The organism is Allobosea sp., from assembly GCF_048595345.1.
Classification (GTDB): domain Bacteria; phylum Pseudomonadota; class Alphaproteobacteria; order Rhizobiales; family Beijerinckiaceae; genus Allobosea.
On the sequence record NZ_JBMDWH010000120.1, the window covers coordinates 1 to 15303 of the forward strand.

At 68.3% G+C, this 15303-nt stretch carries 12 protein-coding genes; 6 read left to right on the forward strand and 6 right to left on the reverse strand.

Annotated elements, in window-relative coordinates; all coding sequences use genetic code 11:
• Nucleotides 1-69 precede the first annotated feature (69 nt).
• Both ACOJTB_RS11885 and ACOJTB_RS11890 read right to left on the reverse strand, forming a co-directional pair.
• A complete protein-coding gene (locus tag ACOJTB_RS11885) occupies nucleotides 70-2601 on the reverse strand; it encodes a bifunctional acetate--CoA ligase family protein/GNAT family N-acetyltransferase (protein ID WP_420102731.1) in 2532 nt (843 codons plus the stop codon).
• 172 nt (nucleotides 2602-2773) lie between these two features.
• Complete coding sequence (locus tag ACOJTB_RS11890) at nucleotides 2774-3859, reverse strand: LacI family DNA-binding transcriptional regulator (protein WP_420102732.1); 1086 nt, start codon at nucleotides 3857-3859, stop codon at nucleotides 2774-2776.
• Between the two features lie 110 nt (nucleotides 3860-3969).
• On the opposite strand from ACOJTB_RS11890, the gene ACOJTB_RS11895 reads away from it, so the two are divergent.
• The 6 genes from ACOJTB_RS11895 (at nucleotide 3970) to ACOJTB_RS11920 (ending at nucleotide 11630) form a co-directional block, all read left to right on the forward strand.
• Complete coding sequence (locus ACOJTB_RS11895; protein WP_420102733.1) at nucleotides 3970-5247, forward strand: ABC transporter substrate-binding protein; 1278 nt, start codon at nucleotides 3970-3972, stop codon at nucleotides 5245-5247.
• Nucleotides 5248-5252: 5 nt separating this feature from the next.
• On the forward strand, nucleotides 5253-6266 hold the full coding sequence (locus ACOJTB_RS11900) for a carbohydrate ABC transporter permease (protein ID WP_420102734.1): 1014 nt from the start codon (nucleotides 5253-5255) through the stop codon (nucleotides 6264-6266).
• Nucleotides 6263-7315 (forward strand): carbohydrate ABC transporter permease, encoded by a 1053-nt coding sequence (locus ACOJTB_RS11905; RefSeq protein ID WP_420102735.1) that lies wholly within the window; start codon nucleotides 6263-6265, stop codon nucleotides 7313-7315. Before ACOJTB_RS11900 ends, ACOJTB_RS11905 begins: the two co-directional genes overlap by 4 nt.
• The gene (locus ACOJTB_RS11910; RefSeq protein ID WP_420102736.1) at nucleotides 7316-8380 is read left to right on the forward strand and encodes an ABC transporter ATP-binding protein; all 1065 of its coding nucleotides are present in this window, start codon (nucleotides 7316-7318) and stop codon (nucleotides 8378-8380) included.
• Nucleotides 8381-8506: 126 nt separating this feature from the next.
• Nucleotides 8507-10792, forward strand: a complete 2286-nt coding sequence (locus ACOJTB_RS11915; RefSeq protein WP_420102737.1) for a glycoside hydrolase family 31 protein — start codon at nucleotides 8507-8509, stop codon at nucleotides 10790-10792.
• A gap of 139 nt (nucleotides 10793-10931) precedes the next feature.
• Nucleotides 10932-11630 carry an SDR family oxidoreductase gene (locus tag ACOJTB_RS11920; protein ID WP_420102738.1) on the forward strand — a complete coding sequence of 233 codons (699 nt, stop codon included), beginning with the start codon at nucleotides 10932-10934 and terminating at the stop codon, nucleotides 11628-11630.
• A gap of 150 nt (nucleotides 11631-11780) precedes the next feature.
• Here the strand turns inward: ACOJTB_RS11920 and ACOJTB_RS11925 are convergent, their stop codons facing one another.
• From ACOJTB_RS11925 to ACOJTB_RS11940, 4 genes are all read right to left on the reverse strand, one after another.
• Complete coding sequence (locus ACOJTB_RS11925) at nucleotides 11781-12764, reverse strand: peptide ABC transporter ATP-binding protein (RefSeq protein ID WP_420102739.1); 984 nt, start codon at nucleotides 12762-12764, stop codon at nucleotides 11781-11783.
• The gene (locus ACOJTB_RS11930; RefSeq protein ID WP_420102740.1) at nucleotides 12761-13783 is read right to left on the reverse strand and encodes an ABC transporter ATP-binding protein; all 1023 of its coding nucleotides are present in this window, start codon (nucleotides 13781-13783) and stop codon (nucleotides 12761-12763) included. The genes ACOJTB_RS11925 and ACOJTB_RS11930 overlap by 4 nt, the downstream gene beginning before the upstream one ends.
• A gap of 4 nt (nucleotides 13784-13787) precedes the next feature.
• On the reverse strand, nucleotides 13788-14699 hold the full coding sequence (locus ACOJTB_RS11935; RefSeq protein ID WP_420102741.1) for an ABC transporter permease subunit: 912 nt from the start codon (nucleotides 14697-14699) through the stop codon (nucleotides 13788-13790).
• 40 nt (nucleotides 14700-14739) lie between these two features.
• Nucleotides 14740-15303, reverse strand: a 564-nt coding sequence (locus ACOJTB_RS11940) for an ABC transporter permease subunit (protein WP_420102742.1), incomplete at its 5' end; no start/stop codon positions are given.

Below are 15303 nucleotides of genomic sequence, written 5' to 3' on the forward strand. Positions count from 1 at the left end.
TCGGTGCTGTTCATGCTCTTCATCGAGCGCTTCCTGCGCGCCGATGTGCTCGCCAAGGTCGGCGCCTGATCAGGCGGCCGGCTTTGTGAGATCGAGCGCCACGCGGCGCACGGAGCTGTCCTCCGGATCGACCGAGACGGCGAAGCCGAGGCTGCGGCAGAGCTCCAGCATCGGCCCGTTCTCGGCCAGCACCTGGCTTTCGATCAAAGCGAGCCCCTCGGCCCGGCCCCATTCGATGATCAGCAGCATCAGCGCCCGGCCGAGGCCGATGCCCTTGAGGTCCGAGCGCAGCAGGATCGCGTATTCGGCGGCGACATGGTCGGGGTCGGCATGCAGGCGCACCACGCCGGCCGCATCCCCATCCGCCTCGTCGAAGGCGATGAAGGCCATTTCGCGCGCGTAATCCAGCTGGGTGAGCTTCGCCAGGAAGATATGGCTGAAGCTCTTCACCGGTGCGAAGAAGCGCAGGCGCAGATCCTCCGGCGTGACGCGCTTCAGCATGGCGGCGATCGCGCCCTCATCCTCCGGCTTGATCGGCCGGACCGCGAAGTGGCGCTGGCCGAGCGGAAGCGCGCGCGCCCAACTCGACGGATAGGGCCGGATCGCGGGCCGGCGGCGCTTGGCCGGGTCCGGCTCCAGCACGATGCGGGCATCGACCGCCACCGCCCCGCTCGCATCGGCGAGGATCGGGTTGAGATCGACCTCGCGGATCTCCGGCAGGCTCGAGGCCATCTCGCCCAGCGCCACGAGCACCGCGGCGATGGCGTCGCGATCGGCCGCCGGGACATCGCGATAGGCTCCCAGGATACGCGAGACCCGCGTGCGGGACATCAGCCGCTCGGCCGAGGCCATGTCGAGCGGTGGCAGGGCGGCATGGGTGTCGGCGATCAGTTCGGCCGCCGTGCCGCCACGCCCGAAGATGATGACGGGGCCGAAACGCGGATCGGTGGCGAAGCCCGCGATCAGTTCGCGCGCCTTCGCCCGATGCGCCATCGGCTGGATCGAGAAGCCGTCGAACTGGGCGCCGGGCCGCAATTCGCGCAGCCTCTCCGCCATGCGCGCCGCCGCGCGCAGCACGGCCTCCTCGCTGGCGAGATCGAGCGCGACGCCGCCGACATCGGATTTGTGCGGCACGTCGGGCGAGACGATCTTGAGCGCGACCGTCAGGCCCTGCGCCAGCAGGGGCCGTGCCGCGACCGCCGCCGCCTCGGCGTCCGGTGCCACGACGGGCCGCAGCATCGGAATGGCGAAGAGGGCGAGCAGATCGCTGACCTCCTCCGGCCCCAGCCAGTGGCGCCCCTGTACCAGCGCCCGGCCGATGATCGCGCGCGCGGCGGCAAGGTCGGGCGGGCGGTCCTGCGTGCTGGATGGCGGCGTCGCCATCAGCTCGCGCTGAAGCCTTGCATGCCGCGTCAGATGCCGGAAGCCGATCACGGCCTCCGCCTCGGTCGAGAAGGACGGGATGCCGGCCGCGGCGAACTGGCTCGCCACCGCCTCGGAACCACCCAGCCAGACCGCGAGCACCGGCTTGCCCGAGCCGCTGTCCCGGCGGGCCGCGATCACCGCCTCGGCGCACTCCGGCGGTGTGTCCGGCGGCACCGGCGCGTTGAGCGCCAGCACGGCATCGACCTCCGGCTCGGCGAGCAGGGCGGCGGTCTCGGCGCGATAGTCTGCGGCGCTTCGCACGCGCACCGGCGCGCGCGCGGGCACCCCGCCGAGCTGACGCAGGCGCCCGGCGGCGAGTGCGGCGAGCCCGCCGCCATTGCCGAGGATCGCGAGGCGCCCGGCTTCGGCCGACCGGGCCCGTCCCAGCGTCTCGGCCGCGGCGAAGAGCTCGTCGAGATCGCTGACGCGCAGCAGCCCGGCGCGGTGGAAGGCCGCGTCATGGGCCGCGTCGCTCGTGACGATCAGCGCCGCATGGGTGAGAGCGGGCTCCTCCTTGGGCAGCCCTGGCGGCTTCAGCACCAGGACGGGCTTCAGCCGCGCCGCCGCCCGGGCTGACGAGAGAAAGCGCCCTGCTTCCGTGACCTCGTCGATCGCCAGCAGGATGGTCCGGGTCGTGCCGTCATTGGCGAAATGATCGAGGCATTCGGCGATGTCGACATCGGGGCCCTCGCCGAGCATCACCGCGCCGGAGAGGCCGATGCCGCGCCGCGCCGCCCAGGCGACGATGCCGGCCCCGACGGAATTGGACTGCGCGACGAGGGCCAGCGAGCCGGCCGGAGGCAGCGCCTGCAGGGGCGTCGCGAGCAGGGACAGGCGCGGCGCGACGAGGCCCAGCGCATCGGGCCCGATCAGCCGCAGGCCCGCCTTGCGCGCGGCCGCCGCCAGGGCCGCCGCATCCGCCGGCCCGCCATCGGGCACCAGCACCCCGGCACAATCGCGCCCCGCCAGATCGGGCAGGGCCGGCGCCGCATCGGCAGCCGACAGGATCACGAGATCGCAGCCCGGCGGCAGCTCGGCCGCCGTGGCCGCAGCGACGAACCGCCCGCGATACGCCCCTCCCGCGATGGCGCTCGCGATCGTGCCGCAGGCCGACCCATCCCCGATCACGGCCACCGAACGCGGGGCCAGCATGCGTCTGAGCAGAGCGAGCGTCATCCGGGCCTGTCCTGCGGCGATGGTTGCATCTGACACGATCGGAGGCGCGCCGGCCAGAGCCTGGACCATCGCGCATCCGAAGGGACGCGGTCACGATGCCCTGAGATCGTGCTGGAGCATCGGATGTTTCCGAAAGCGGTATCCACTTTTCGGTCCGATGCGATAGCCCGCTTCAGGCTGCCGCACCCCGAGGCCGCTCCGCGAAGGCGGGGCTCTGGTCGGGCGCCGCCGCCTCATGCCGAAGATGGATCGCCGCGGTCTCTTGCCCGCCCCATTGCCGTTGTAGCTGCTGGACGATCGGCTCGCCGAAGGCCTCGTAGGGGATGCGGATCGAAGTCAGCCAGGGCGCGATCCAGCGGTTGATCGGATTGCCGTCGACGCCCAGCAGCATGCAGTCGCGTGGGATGGCGATGCCCGCTTCGTTCGCGGCCCGGTAGGCGCCATAGGCGATCATGTCGCTGACGCAGAGCGCGCCGTCCGGCCAGCCACCGGCCGGCCCCAGCGAGCGCGCCGCCGCATACCCGATCTCGATATGCGACAGCCCCGGCGCGCTGGCCTGGCGGATCGCGGCCTGCGGCACGCCGCGCGCGACCAGCCGCTCGATGAAGCCGGCGGCGCGCTGGGCGGTGCTGGAGACGTTCTGCGTTGCCATCAGGACGGCCGGCCGCTCGACGCCGCGCGCCAGCATCAGCTCGGCCGCATCGGCGCCGGCGGCGTAATCGTCGATGCCGACGAAGGAGCCCCCGCCCAACGGGTTGCGCCGCGCCACGAACACCACCGGGTCCCCCCGACCGACCGCCTGCTCGAGCCCCTTGCTGCGCACGGCGCTGACCATCACATAGCCGGCGACGAACTGGTCCCGCATCGCCTGCAGGTAATCGTCCTGCAGATCCGGGCGGTCATGGGTGTCGCACAGGATCATCACATGGCCGGCGGCGCGCAGCGCCGCCTCGGTCGAAACCGCGATCGCGGCCATGGCCGGATTGTCGAGATTGGGCGCGAGCATCGCGACGACGCGGCTGGCGCGCCGCTTCAGCGCCCGTCCGACCGGATTCGGCCGGTAGCCGAGCCGCTCGATCGCTTCGGCGACGCGCGCCACCGTCTCGGCCGAGGCGCGCCCGCTCTGGCCGTTGACGATGCGCGACACCGTCGCGACGGACACGCCCGCATCGCGGGCCACCGTCGCCAGCGATGCCGTTCTCGAATGTTTGCCGGCTTGCGCCGCCATGTCCGCCTCGGCAGGCTTCACAGAATCCATCACTGTAGCATGACCTTGCAAAAGCCCCGTTGACAAGAGAGGCAAACGTTTGCCTTAGTTCCAGCCAAGGCGCCCGTGGAGGTGCCACCACGCAAAGGGATGGAACGCAGATGCAGGCCAGGCACTGGATTTCCGCGCTCGCGCTGACCGCAGGCCTGATGGCCGGCAGCGCCGCCTTCGCCCAGACCACGGTGCGTATCGCCTGGTATTCCGACGGCAACGAGGGCGAGGTTCTCACCGATCTTCTGAAGCGTTTCGAGACGCAGAACAAGGACATCAAGGTCGTGCTCGACCAGGTGCCCTACAAGGCGATCACCGAGAACCTGCCCGTCCAGCTCGCTTCCGGCCAGGGGCCGGACATCGCCCGCGTCGTCGATCTGGGTGGCATCGCCCGCTATGCGCTGGACCTGCGCCCTTATCTGAAGGACGCCGGCTACTGGGAGAAGAATTTCGGGCCGTTCCTGCCCTGGATGCGCCCGGAGGGCGATTCCAGCGCGATCACCGGCTTCATGACGCAGCTGACCGTCACCGGCCCGTTCGTCAACAAGACGCTGTTCGAGCAGGCCGGCATCGCCATGCCCGGCGCCAAGGCGACCTGGGAGGAGTGGGGCAAGACGGCCAAGGCCGTTGCCGAAAAGGTGCAGGCCCCGTTCCCGGTGGCGATGGACCGCTCCGGCCACCGCTTCTTCTCGGTCGCGGTCTCCGAAGGCGCCAAGGTCTTCGACGACAAGGGCGAACCGGCGGTCGTCGACGAGGGTTTCAGGCGCGGTGCCAAGCTCGTCTATGACTGGCACCAGAACGGCACGATGAAGAAGGAGCTCTGGGGCTCGGTCTCCGGCACCGCCTATCGCGGCGCCAATGACGAGTTCAAGAACGCCCAGGTCGTGATGTACCAGTCCGGCTCCTGGCAGATCGCCCAGTTCGACAAGACGGTCGGCGACGCCTTCGATTGGGTCGCCGTGCCCTCGCCCTGCGGCGCGGGCGGCTGCTCGCCGATGCCGGGCGGTGCTGGGCTGGTCGCGATCAAGACCACCAAGAGCCCCGAGGCCGTCGCCAAGGTGATGGATTACCTCGCCAGCGAGCCGGTGCTGAGCGAGTTCTACGCCCGCTCGCTCTTCGTGCCGGGCCATCTCGGCATCGCCGCCAAAGGGCTGGACTACGCCACGGCGAGCGGCCCGGCCAAGGCCGCGCTCAAGGTCTTCTCCGATCAGGTCGCGCAGATCTCGCCCACCGCCTACAAACTGCAGGGCTATGTCAATAACCGCGTGATCTTCAACGCCGTGATCAGCCGTCTCGGCCAGGCGATCTCGGGCGAGACCTCGCTCGACGACGCCTATAAGCGTATCGAGTCGGACGTCGCCCAGCAGATCGCCGAGCGCAAGAAGTAAGGCTCATGGCATCGGGCACGACATCCGCGAGCGCGGGCGGGTCCGGCCTGCTCTCTCGCCCGCTCGCGCTGCTTATGCGCCTGATCGACTGGCCGATGCAGGCGCTCCAGCGCCTGATCGGCGAGCGGCGCATGGCCTATGTCTTCCTGCTGCCCAATCTCGCCTTCTTCGCGCTCTTCGTCTTCCTGCCGCTGATTATCAACGTCATCTTCTCGGTCACGGGCGGCGCCGGCCTGTTCCCGAGCGAGAGGCCTTATGTCGGCGCGCAGCAATACGGCTATCTCTTCGATTGCGGCTCCTATCTCGATCCCGGCTCCTGCCGCGAGGACCATTTCTGGCGCGGCGTCTACAACACCATGCGGTTCACGCTGTTCCAGGTGACGGCGATGGTGCTGTTCTCGCTGCTGACCGCGATCGTGCTCAACATGAAGATCCGGGCGCGCGGCTTCTTCCGCGCGGTCTACTTTTTCCCGGTGCTGCTCTCGCCGGTGGTGGTGGCGCTGACCTGGAAATGGATCCTCCAGCGCGACGGCCTGCTCAACGCCGCGATCACCTCGCTGGGCGGCGAGCGCATCCTGTTCCTGGTCGATCCGTCCTGGGCGATGTTCTGGGTCGTCTTCGTCTCGATCTGGGCCCATATGGGCTTCTACACGCTGATCCTGCTCGCCGGCCTGCAGGCGATCCCCGCCGATCTCTACGAGGCGGCGCAAATGGATGCGACGCCGCGCTGGCGCGTCTTCTGGCGCATCACCCTGCCGCTGCTCTGGCCGAACATGATCGTCGTGATCGTTCTGGCGCTGATCAAGGGCGTGCAGACCTTCGACGAGGTCTTCGTGCTGACCGGTGGCGGGCCTGGCACCGCGACGCTGATGGTGGTGCATTACATCTACGAGACCGCCTTCGCCAATCAGGTTCAGAATTTCGGGCTCGCGGCCGCCGCCTCGGTGGTGCTCGGCGTCGTGCTCTTCGCGCTGACGCTGCTCCAGCTCGCGGTCAGCCGCCGCAAGGGGGCCGCATGAGCCTCGTCGCCAAGCTCGCCACCGCCCGCCGCAAGCCCGGCCGCTGGCACTGGACCGATATCGCGGCCTACGCCTATCTGGCGCTCGGTGTGGTGCTGATGTTCGGCCCGGTGCTGTGGCTCGGCATCTCCTCCTTCAAGACGCAGGCGGGTCTGCTGGAGTTTCCACCCTCGCTGCTGCCGATGTCGCAGAAGGAGGTGGTCGTTCCCGGCCAGGCGCAGCCGCTGCCGCTGTTCGAGGTCGAGATGCCGAACGGCAGCAAGCGCGTTCTGGCGCAGCTTCGCCGCATCGGCATCCAGGCGCAGATGATCGATCCCGCCAGGCCCGGCGAGACGATCCGGGTGCCGATCGACAAACGTACCCCCGTGCGTGAATTCAAGCTCGCCACCGAGAACTACACCGAGCCGCTGGAGCGCTTCGCCTTTACGCGCTTTCTCTGGAACTCGGTGTTCGTGACGCTGGTCGCGACGATCCTGACCCTGATCATCAACTCGATGGCGGCCTATGCGCTGTCGATCTACGAGTTCAGGGGCAAGACGGCGGTGATGCTGATGGTGATCGGCACACTGATGATCCCGATCACGATCATCCTGGTGCCGGTCTATCTCGTCGTCACCAAGCTCGGGCTCGTCAACTCTCTCTGGGCGGTCATCCTGCCCGGCGCCGCGACGCCGACCGGCGTCTTCCTGCTGCGCCAATACATGCTGACCCTTCCGCGCGACCTGATCGAGGCCGCGCGCATGGACAAGGCCTCGGAGTGGCAGATCTACTGGCGCATCGTCATGCCGCTGGCGCTGCCGGCGCTGGCCGTGCTCGCCATCTTCTCGATCATGTGGCGCTGGAACGAGTTCCTCTGGCCGCTCGCGGTGCTGACCAAGACCGAATCCTACACGCTCCAGATCGGGCTCAACGCCTTTCAGGGCGAACTTCAGACGCAGTGGCACTATCTGCTCGCCATGACCGTGGTGACGCTGCTCCCGGTGGCGCTCGTCTTCGTCTTCCTGCAGCGCTTCATCACCACCGGCATCGCCAATACGGGAATGAAATAGATGGCCGGCCTGACCCTTTCCGCCGTCCGCAAGGCCTATGGCGCCACCACGGTGCTGCACGGCATCGACCTTGCGGTCGAAGATGGCGAGTTCGTCGTCTTCGTTGGCCCCTCGGGCTGTGGCAAGTCCACCCTGCTGCGCTCGATCGCGGGGCTGGAGGAGATCACCGGCGGCACCATCGCCATCGACGGCATCGACGTCACAGGCCTGCCGGCCTCCGAGCGGGGGCTGGCCATGGTGTTCCAGTCCTATGCGCTCTATCCGCATATGAGCGTCTACGCGAACATGGCCTTCGCGCTCGAGAATATGGGCCTCGCCCGCCCGGAGATCGACAAGCGCGTGCGCCGCGCCGCCGTCATGCTGCGGCTGACCGATTATCTGGAGCGCAAGCCCAAGGCCCTTTCAGGCGGACAGCGCCAGCGCGTCGCCATCGGCCGTGCGATCGTGCGCGATCCCAAGATCTTCCTGTTCGACGAGCCGCTCTCCAATCTCGACGCGGAGCTGCGCGTGGCGACCCGCAAGGAACTCGCCGCGCTGCATGCCGAAATCGGCGGCACGATGATCTACGTCACCCATGACCAGGTTGAGGCGATGACGCTGGCCGACCGCATCGTGGTGCTGCAGGGCGGGCGCATCGAGCAGGTCGGCACGCCGCTCGATCTCTACAACCGCCCCGACAATCTCTTCGTCGCCGGCTTCATCGGCTCTCCGCGCATGAACCTGCTGCCCGGCCGCGTCGTCGCGCCGGGCCGCGTGGCGCTGGGCGAGGCCGGGCATGAGATCGCCTGCGCGACCGCTGCCCTTGCCGCCGGCGCCAAGGTCACGCTCGGCATTCGCCCCGAGCATCTTGCGCTGGCGCAGGCGGACGGCCTGCCGCTGACGATCGAGCTGGTCGAGCGCCTCGGCGGCGAAAGCTATCTCTACGGCGCCGTCGCCGGCCTGCCGCAGATCACGCTGCGCCTCGACGGCCAGAGCCCGCATGAGCGCGGCGGAACCGTCCACCTCGCCTTCCCGCAGGAGCGCCTGCACCTGTTCGACGAGGCGGGCAAAGCCGTTCGCTCTTAATCCCTACGCGCCGCCCTCCCGGGCGAAGCGAAGCGCGGACCCGGGAGCCGTGCCGGAACGGTTCAGGTCCGGATCCCGGCTCCCCGGGGCGGAGACGCGCATGATATCAGGTTCGGAGACCAACCCATGAAAGCCCTCACTCAAGGTCGCTATGCCGGCCGCGACGGCGAAGCCGCCCTGTTCGATCTCGGGCTCGGCTACACCCTGGCCGTACGCATCCTCGAGGGCGATATCGGCCGCGTGACGCTGAAGCCCTCGGACGGCTACCGCCTGGATCGCGGCTGGTCGATCGCCCCCGGCGGTCTGGAACCACCTTATGAGGGTCGCCCGCGCGACAGCATCGAGGGCTTCTCCTGCCCCCGCAGCCTGGTGAAGGAGGGTGACGGCAAGGTTTCCGTCACCGCCGGGCATCTGACCGCCGAGGTCACCCTGTCGCCCTTCGGCATCGCCTGGTTCCGCGCCGGCGAGGAGAAGCCGTTTTTGGAGGACCGAACGACGCAGGCTTATCTGGTCTCGCCGCGCACCGGCGCGCTCGCCCATTTCATGGCCCGCGACTATACCGAGCGCCATTACGGCCTCGGTGACAAGGCCGGCCCGCTCGACCGCACCGGCCGCCGCTTCGCCATCGACGCGGTCGATCCCTGCGGCTTCGACGCGGAACTCTCCGACCCGCTCTACAAGATGCTGCCCTTCTTCATCGTCGACGGCCCGGCCGGCGCTCACGGCATCTATTACGACAACCTCTCCACCAGCAGCGTCGATTTCGGCTGCACGCTTGACAATTACCATGGCCTCTTCCGCTCCTGGAAAGGCGATGACGGCGATCTCGACTATTACGTCATGGCCGGGCCGACCGTGCCGGATGTGGTGCGGCGCTTCTCCTGGCTGACCGGCGGGCACGCCTTCGCGCCGCTCTGGTCCTTCGGCTTCGGCGTCACCTCGATGGCGATCGCCGACGCGCCCGACGCCGATGCCCGCATCAGCGACTTCATCGGCAAGCTCGAAACCCATCGCATTCCCTGCGACAGCTTCCATTTCGGCTCGGGCTACACGCAGATCGGCCATCGCCGCTACGCCTTCAACTGGAACCGCGACAAGTTCCCCGATCCCAAGGCGACGATGCAGCGGCTGAACGAGGCCGGCATCTTCACCGTCGCCAATCTCAAGCCCTGTCTGCTCGACGACCATCCGCGCCTACAGGAGGCGCTGGACGGCGACTTCCTCGTTCGGGACGGCGACACCGGCAAGCCGGCCGTCGCGCAGTTCTGGGACGGGCTCGGCTTCCATCTCGACTACACCAACCCGAAGGGTCGCGCCTGGTGGCGCGACGGCATCGAGACCGCCCTGCTCGATTACGGTTTCAGCGTCGTCTGGAACGACAACAACGAATACGAGATCTGGGACGAGGACGCCCTCTGCGACGGCGATGGACGCCCCTTCCGCCAGGCGCTCGCACGCCCTGCCCAGCCGCTGCTGATGACCAAGCTGTCCTATGAGGCGCAGGCCCAGCGCCAGCCGGGCAAGCGCCAGTACTCGATCACCCGCGGTGGCTGCGCCGGCCTCTCGCGCTATGCCCAGACCTGGTCGGGCGACAACGAGACCGCCTGGAAGACGCTGCGCTACAACCTGACGCAAGGGCTCAATATGAGTCTCTCGGGGATGTTCTCGATCGGCCACGATGTCGGTGGCTTCCACGGCCCGACCCCCGGTCCCGAGCTCTTCGTGCGCTTCAACGAGTTCTGCGCGCTCTGGCCGCGCATGGTGATGAACTCCTGGAACGACGACGGCGTCGTCAACCTGCCCTGGATGTATCCGGAGATGGTGCCGCAGGTGCGCCAGGCGATCGCGCTGCGCTACCGGCTGATGCCCTATCTCTACACGCTGATGTGGCGCGCCAGCCGCGACGGCACCCCGGCCATTCGCCCGCTGCTCTGGGATTTCCCGCAGGACGCCACCGCCACGGCGACCGACGACGCCTTCATGCTGGGCCCGGACGTGCTGGTCGCGCCGGTGCTGGAGGAGGGCGCCACCGAGCGCAGCGTCTATCTGCCCGAGCACGAGGGCGGCTGGTACGACTGGCACGACGGCAGGCATTTCGAGGGCGGTGCGGTCGCGACCGTCGCCGCGCCGCTCGGGCGCCTGCCGCTCTTCGTGCGGGCCGGTGCGCTGATCCCACTCGGCAACCCCGAGGGCATCGACGATCTGCGCGAGGTTCTGGTCTGCGGCCTTATCGAGGGCGCGACCGGCGAACTCTACGAGGATGACGGCGAGACCACCGACTGGAAGGGCGAGGGCGCGACGCTGATCCGTTTCGCGGTTCGCGGCGGCGAGATCGAGATCCGCCACGAGGGGGCCGACGCGCCCTTCGTCGACCGCATCGCCATCAGGCAGATCGGCGAGGGTTGGGCCTGAGAGCGGCGCTGATGTCGCTCACCAACCTCTCGTCATCCCGGACCGGCGCGGCTTCGCCGCTGGTCCAGGATGACCGCGCGGTTCCCTGTGAATTCGGCCTGCTGTAGCGTCTCTCCAGAATCGCATCTGGAGAGACCTCATGGACAAAGTCGCGATCGTCACCGCCGGAGGCTCCGGCATGGGGGCCGCGGTCGCTCGGCGCCTGGCCAGGGACGGCTACAAGATCGCGATCCTGTCCTCATCCGGCAAGGGCGAGGCGCTGGCGAATGAACTCGGCGGGCTCGGCGTCACCGGCTCGAACCAGTCGAACGACGATGTGAAGCGGCTGGTCGATGCGACGCTCGACCGCTGGGGTCGCGTCGATGCGCTGGTCAACAGCGCCGGCCACGGGCCGCGCGCGCCGATCCTCGATCTCACCGATGCGGACTGGCAGAAGGGCCTCGACGTCTACTTTCTCAGCGCCGTCCGGCCGATCCGGCTGGTGACGCCGGTGATGGAGCGCCAGAACAGTGGCGCGATCGTCAACATCTCGACCGCCTGGGCCTTTGAGCCGAGCGACATGTTCCCGACCTCGGCGATGGCGCGTGCCGGCCTCGCCACCTTCACCAAGATCTTCGCCGACAAGTACGCGGCCAACAACATCCGCATCAACAACATCCAGCCCGGCTGGATCGACAGCCTGCCGGCGACCGACGCCCGCCGCGTCACCGTCCCCATGCAGCGCTATGGCAGCGCCGACGAGATCGCCGGCACGGTCGCCTTCCTGCTCTCGCCCGATGCCGGCTACATCACCGGCCAGAACATCCGGGTCGATGGCGGCGTGACGAAGGGGATTTGACGTCGCTCTGCGTCATTGTGAGCGCAGCGAAGCCATCCAGGGGACTTAGCGCTCTGCCGCCCCTGGATGGCTTCGTCGCTCCGCTCCTCGCAATGACGGAGGCGCTGGTTTCTGAAAGGCTCGGGTCGAGCCCGAGCATGACGCCTGATATCAGGCCGCCGCCTTCGCCAGGAAATCCTCGGCGTAGTGGCAGGCTACCAGCCGCCCGTCGATCTCGCGCTTCTCCGGCCGCTCGGCGCGGCAGCGATCCGTCACGAAGGGGCAACGGGTCGAGAAGACGCAGCCCTTGGGCGGGTTGAGCGGGGAGGGCAGCTCCCCGCGCAGGATCATCCGCTCGCGCTTGCCGCCGTCGACCCGCGGGGTCGAGGCCAGCAGCGCCTGCGTGTAGGGGTGCAGCGGGCGGGCGTATATCGCTTCCTTCGGCCCATGCTCGATCGCATTGCCGAGATACATCACCAGCACGTCATGGGCGATGTGCCGGACGACGCCGAGATCGTGCGAGATGAAGAGATAGGCGAGCTTCAGCTCCTCCTGAAGGTCGGCCAGCAGGTTCAGCACCTGCGCCTGGATCGAGATATCCAGCGCCGAGACCGGCTCGTCCGCCACCACCAGCTTCGGCGAAAGGATCAGCGCGCGGGCGATGGCGATGCGCTGGCGCTGGCCGCCGGAGAACATGTGCGGATAGCGGTTGTAATGCTCGGGGCGCAGGCCGACCTTGGCCATGATCGCGCGCACCTTCTCCTCGCGCTCGGCCTTGCTCAGCTTGGTGTTGATCACCAGCGGCTGCTCGAGGATCGTCCCGACCTTCTTGCGCGGGTTGAGAGAGCCATAGGGGTTCTGGAAGACGAACTGCACAGTGCGGCGCAGGTGCCGACGCTGGTCGTCCGGCGGGTTCACTGCATCGCGCCCATCGATGGTCAGCGCCCCCGAGGTCGGCTTCTCGATCAGCGTCGCCATGCGGGCGAGGGTGGATTTGCCGCAGCCGGATTCGCCGACGATGGCGAGGGTGCGCCCCGCCGCGACCGAGAACGACACCTTGTTGACCGCCTGCAGCTGCGCCGGCGCCCTGAACAGCCCCTGCTTGACCGGATAAATCTGTGTCAGCTCGCGGGCTTCGATGACGAGATCGCTCATCGTGCGGCCTCCGTGGCCAGGCGGCCTTCGTCGCGGGCGCGCTCGGCCTCGCGCTGCGGATCGCCCAGCGCGTAATGACAGCGCACCTTGCCGTCCATCCAGGGCCGCAGCTCCGGCCGCACCTGGCGCGAATGCTCGGTCGCATAGGCGCAGCGGGGGCTGAACAGGCAGCCCTTCGGCCGGTCGTGCAGGCCCGGCACCATGCCGGGGATGGTGGCGAGCCGCGTCGCGTTCTCGCTGCGCTCCGGCAGGGCCGAGAGCAGGGCGGCGGAATAGGGATGCTGGGGGTTGGAGAACAGGTCGTCGACCTTGCGCTCTTCCATGATCTGTCCCGCATACATCACCATGATGCGCTGCGCGGTCTCGGCAACGACGCCCATATTGTGGGTGATCAGCACCAGCGCCATGTCGCGCTCCTTCTGGAGCGACATCAGGAGATCGAGGATCTGCGCCTGGATGGTGACGTCGAGCGCGGTGGTCGGCTCGTCGGCGATCAAGAGGCGCGGATTGCAGGCGATCGCCATCGCGATCATCACGCGTTGGTTCATGCCGCCCGACATCTGGTGGGGGAAGGCCTTGAGGCGGCTCTCGGGGGCGGGAATGCCAACCTGTTCGAGCAGCTCGATGGAGCGCCGTTTGGCCGCCTTGCTGTCCATGCCCTCATGCTTCTTCAGCGTCTCGGCGAGCTGGAAACCGATGGTGAAGCAGGGGTTCAGGCTGGTCGTCGGCTCCTGGAAGATCATCGCCACATCCTTGCCGGTGAGGTGGCGGCGCTCGCGCGCGGACATCGTCAGGAGGTCGCGCCCGTCGAACCGGAGCTTGTCGGCGCGCACGCGGCCTGGATAGGCGACGAGGCCCATCAGCGCGAGCATGGTGACGCTCTTGCCGGAGCCGGATTCGCCGACGACGCCGAGGATCTCGCCCTCGTCGAGGGTGAGGTTCACCCCGTCCACGGCGCGCATGATGCCCTGCGAGGTCGGGAATTCGACGCTGAGATTTTCGATTTCGAGAAGGGGCATGGGATCAGCGCTTCAGTTTGGGGTCGAGCGCGTCGCGCAGACCGTCGCCGAGCAGATTGAAGGCGAGCACCGTGATCAGAATGGCGAGCCCGGGGAAGGTGACGACCCACCAGGCGCGCAGCACGAATTCGCGCGCATCGGCCAGCATCGTGCCCCATTCCGGTGTCGGTGGCTGCGCGCCGAGGCCGAGGAAGCCGAGCGCGGCGGCATCGAGGATCGCGGTCGAGACGCCGAGCGTCGCCTGCACGATCAGCGGCGCGGCGCAATTGGGCAGGATCTCGGAGAACATCAGCCGCAGCCGCTGCGCCCCGCTGACCTGGGCCGCGACGACATAATCCTTGCTCGCCTCGGTGATGACCGCGGCCCGGGTGATACGGACGTAATGCGGCAGCACCACGATGGCGACCGCCAGCATCGCGTTCATCAGTCCGGGGCCGAGAATGGCGACGATCACGATGGCGAGCAGCAGGCTCGGCATCGTCATCAGGATGTCCATCAGCCGCATGATCGCGATGTCGGCGATGCCCTTGAAATAGCCGGCGACAAGCCCGAGCACGACCCCGATCACGATGGCGAGCGCGACGACCGCGATGCCGATGACGAGCGAGAGCCGCGCGCCATAGATCAGCCGCGAGAGGATATCGCGGCCGATCGCATCGGTGCCGAGCGGGTAGGAGAGCGACCCGCCCGCCTGCCAGAAGGGCGGCTTCAGGAAGACCGCGTTGTTGGTCAGGTCGGGATTGTGCGGGGCGATGAGCGGCGCGAACAGCGCGCAGACCAGCACCAGCACGATCACGACGAGGCCGGCGACGGCGCCCTTGTTGGCGCTGAAATAGCTCCAGAATTCGCGGGCGGGGTGGGGCGGCGCGCCGCTGGCGGCGGCGACGGCCGGGGCTTCGAGGGTCTCGGCGCTCATGAGCGAAGGCTCCTTTCGGCGCTGCGGATCGAAGGGCGGTTCATCGGGCGTGCCGGATGCGCGGGTTGATCAGCCCGTAGAGCAGATCGACGAAGAGGTTGACGCTCATCACCACCATGCCGAGCAGCAGCGTGCCGCCCTGCAGGACCGGGTAGTCGCGCCGGCTGATCGCCTCGATCAGCCATTTGCCGACGCCGGGCCAGGAGAAGATCGTCTCGGTGAGGATCGCGCCCGTGAAGAGCGTGCCGATCTGCAGTCCGATCACGGTGACGACCGGGATCAGCGCGTTGCGCAGCGCATGCAGCGCGACCACCCTGAGCGGGGCCATGCCCTTGGCCCTGGCGGTGCGGATGTAATCCTCGCCCAGCACCTCCAGCATCGCCGAGCGGGTCATGCGGGCGATGACGGCCAGCGGTACGGTGCCGAGCACGATCGCCGGCAGCACGAGATGCGACAGCGCGGACCAGAAAGCGTCGATATCGCCGGCGAGCAGGCTGTCGATGGTGAGGAAGCCCGTCACCGGCTCGATGAAATACTGCACCGCGATGCGGCCCGAGACCGGCGTGATGCCGAGCTGCACCGAGAACAGCAGGATCAGCAGCAG

Bases quoted from the DNA above. Each gene is read 5' to 3' on its own strand.
- ACOJTB_RS11885 (WP_420102731.1), bottom strand. From the start codon at position 2,601: ATGACGCTCGCTCTGCTCAGACGCATGCTGGCCCCGCGTTCGGTGGCC.
- ACOJTB_RS11890 (WP_420102732.1), bottom strand. From the start codon at position 3,859: ATGGATTCTGTGAAGCCTGCCGAGGCGGACATGGCGGCGCAAGCCGGC.
- ACOJTB_RS11895 (WP_420102733.1), top strand. From the start codon at position 3,970: ATGCAGGCCAGGCACTGGATTTCCGCGCTCGCGCTGACCGCAGGCCTG.
- ACOJTB_RS11900 (WP_420102734.1), top strand. From the start codon at position 5,253: ATGGCATCGGGCACGACATCCGCGAGCGCGGGCGGGTCCGGCCTGCTC.
- ACOJTB_RS11905 (WP_420102735.1), top strand. From the start codon at position 6,263: ATGAGCCTCGTCGCCAAGCTCGCCACCGCCCGCCGCAAGCCCGGCCGC.
- ACOJTB_RS11910 (WP_420102736.1), top strand. From the start codon at position 7,316: ATGGCCGGCCTGACCCTTTCCGCCGTCCGCAAGGCCTATGGCGCCACC.
- ACOJTB_RS11915 (WP_420102737.1), top strand. From the start codon at position 8,507: ATGAAAGCCCTCACTCAAGGTCGCTATGCCGGCCGCGACGGCGAAGCC.
- ACOJTB_RS11920 (WP_420102738.1), top strand. From the start codon at position 10,932: ATGGACAAAGTCGCGATCGTCACCGCCGGAGGCTCCGGCATGGGGGCC.
- ACOJTB_RS11925 (WP_420102739.1), bottom strand. From the start codon at position 12,764: ATGAGCGATCTCGTCATCGAAGCCCGCGAGCTGACACAGATTTATCCG.
- ACOJTB_RS11930 (WP_420102740.1), bottom strand. From the start codon at position 13,783: ATGCCCCTTCTCGAAATCGAAAATCTCAGCGTCGAATTCCCGACCTCG.
- ACOJTB_RS11935 (WP_420102741.1), bottom strand. From the start codon at position 14,699: ATGAGCGCCGAGACCCTCGAAGCCCCGGCCGTCGCCGCCGCCAGCGGC.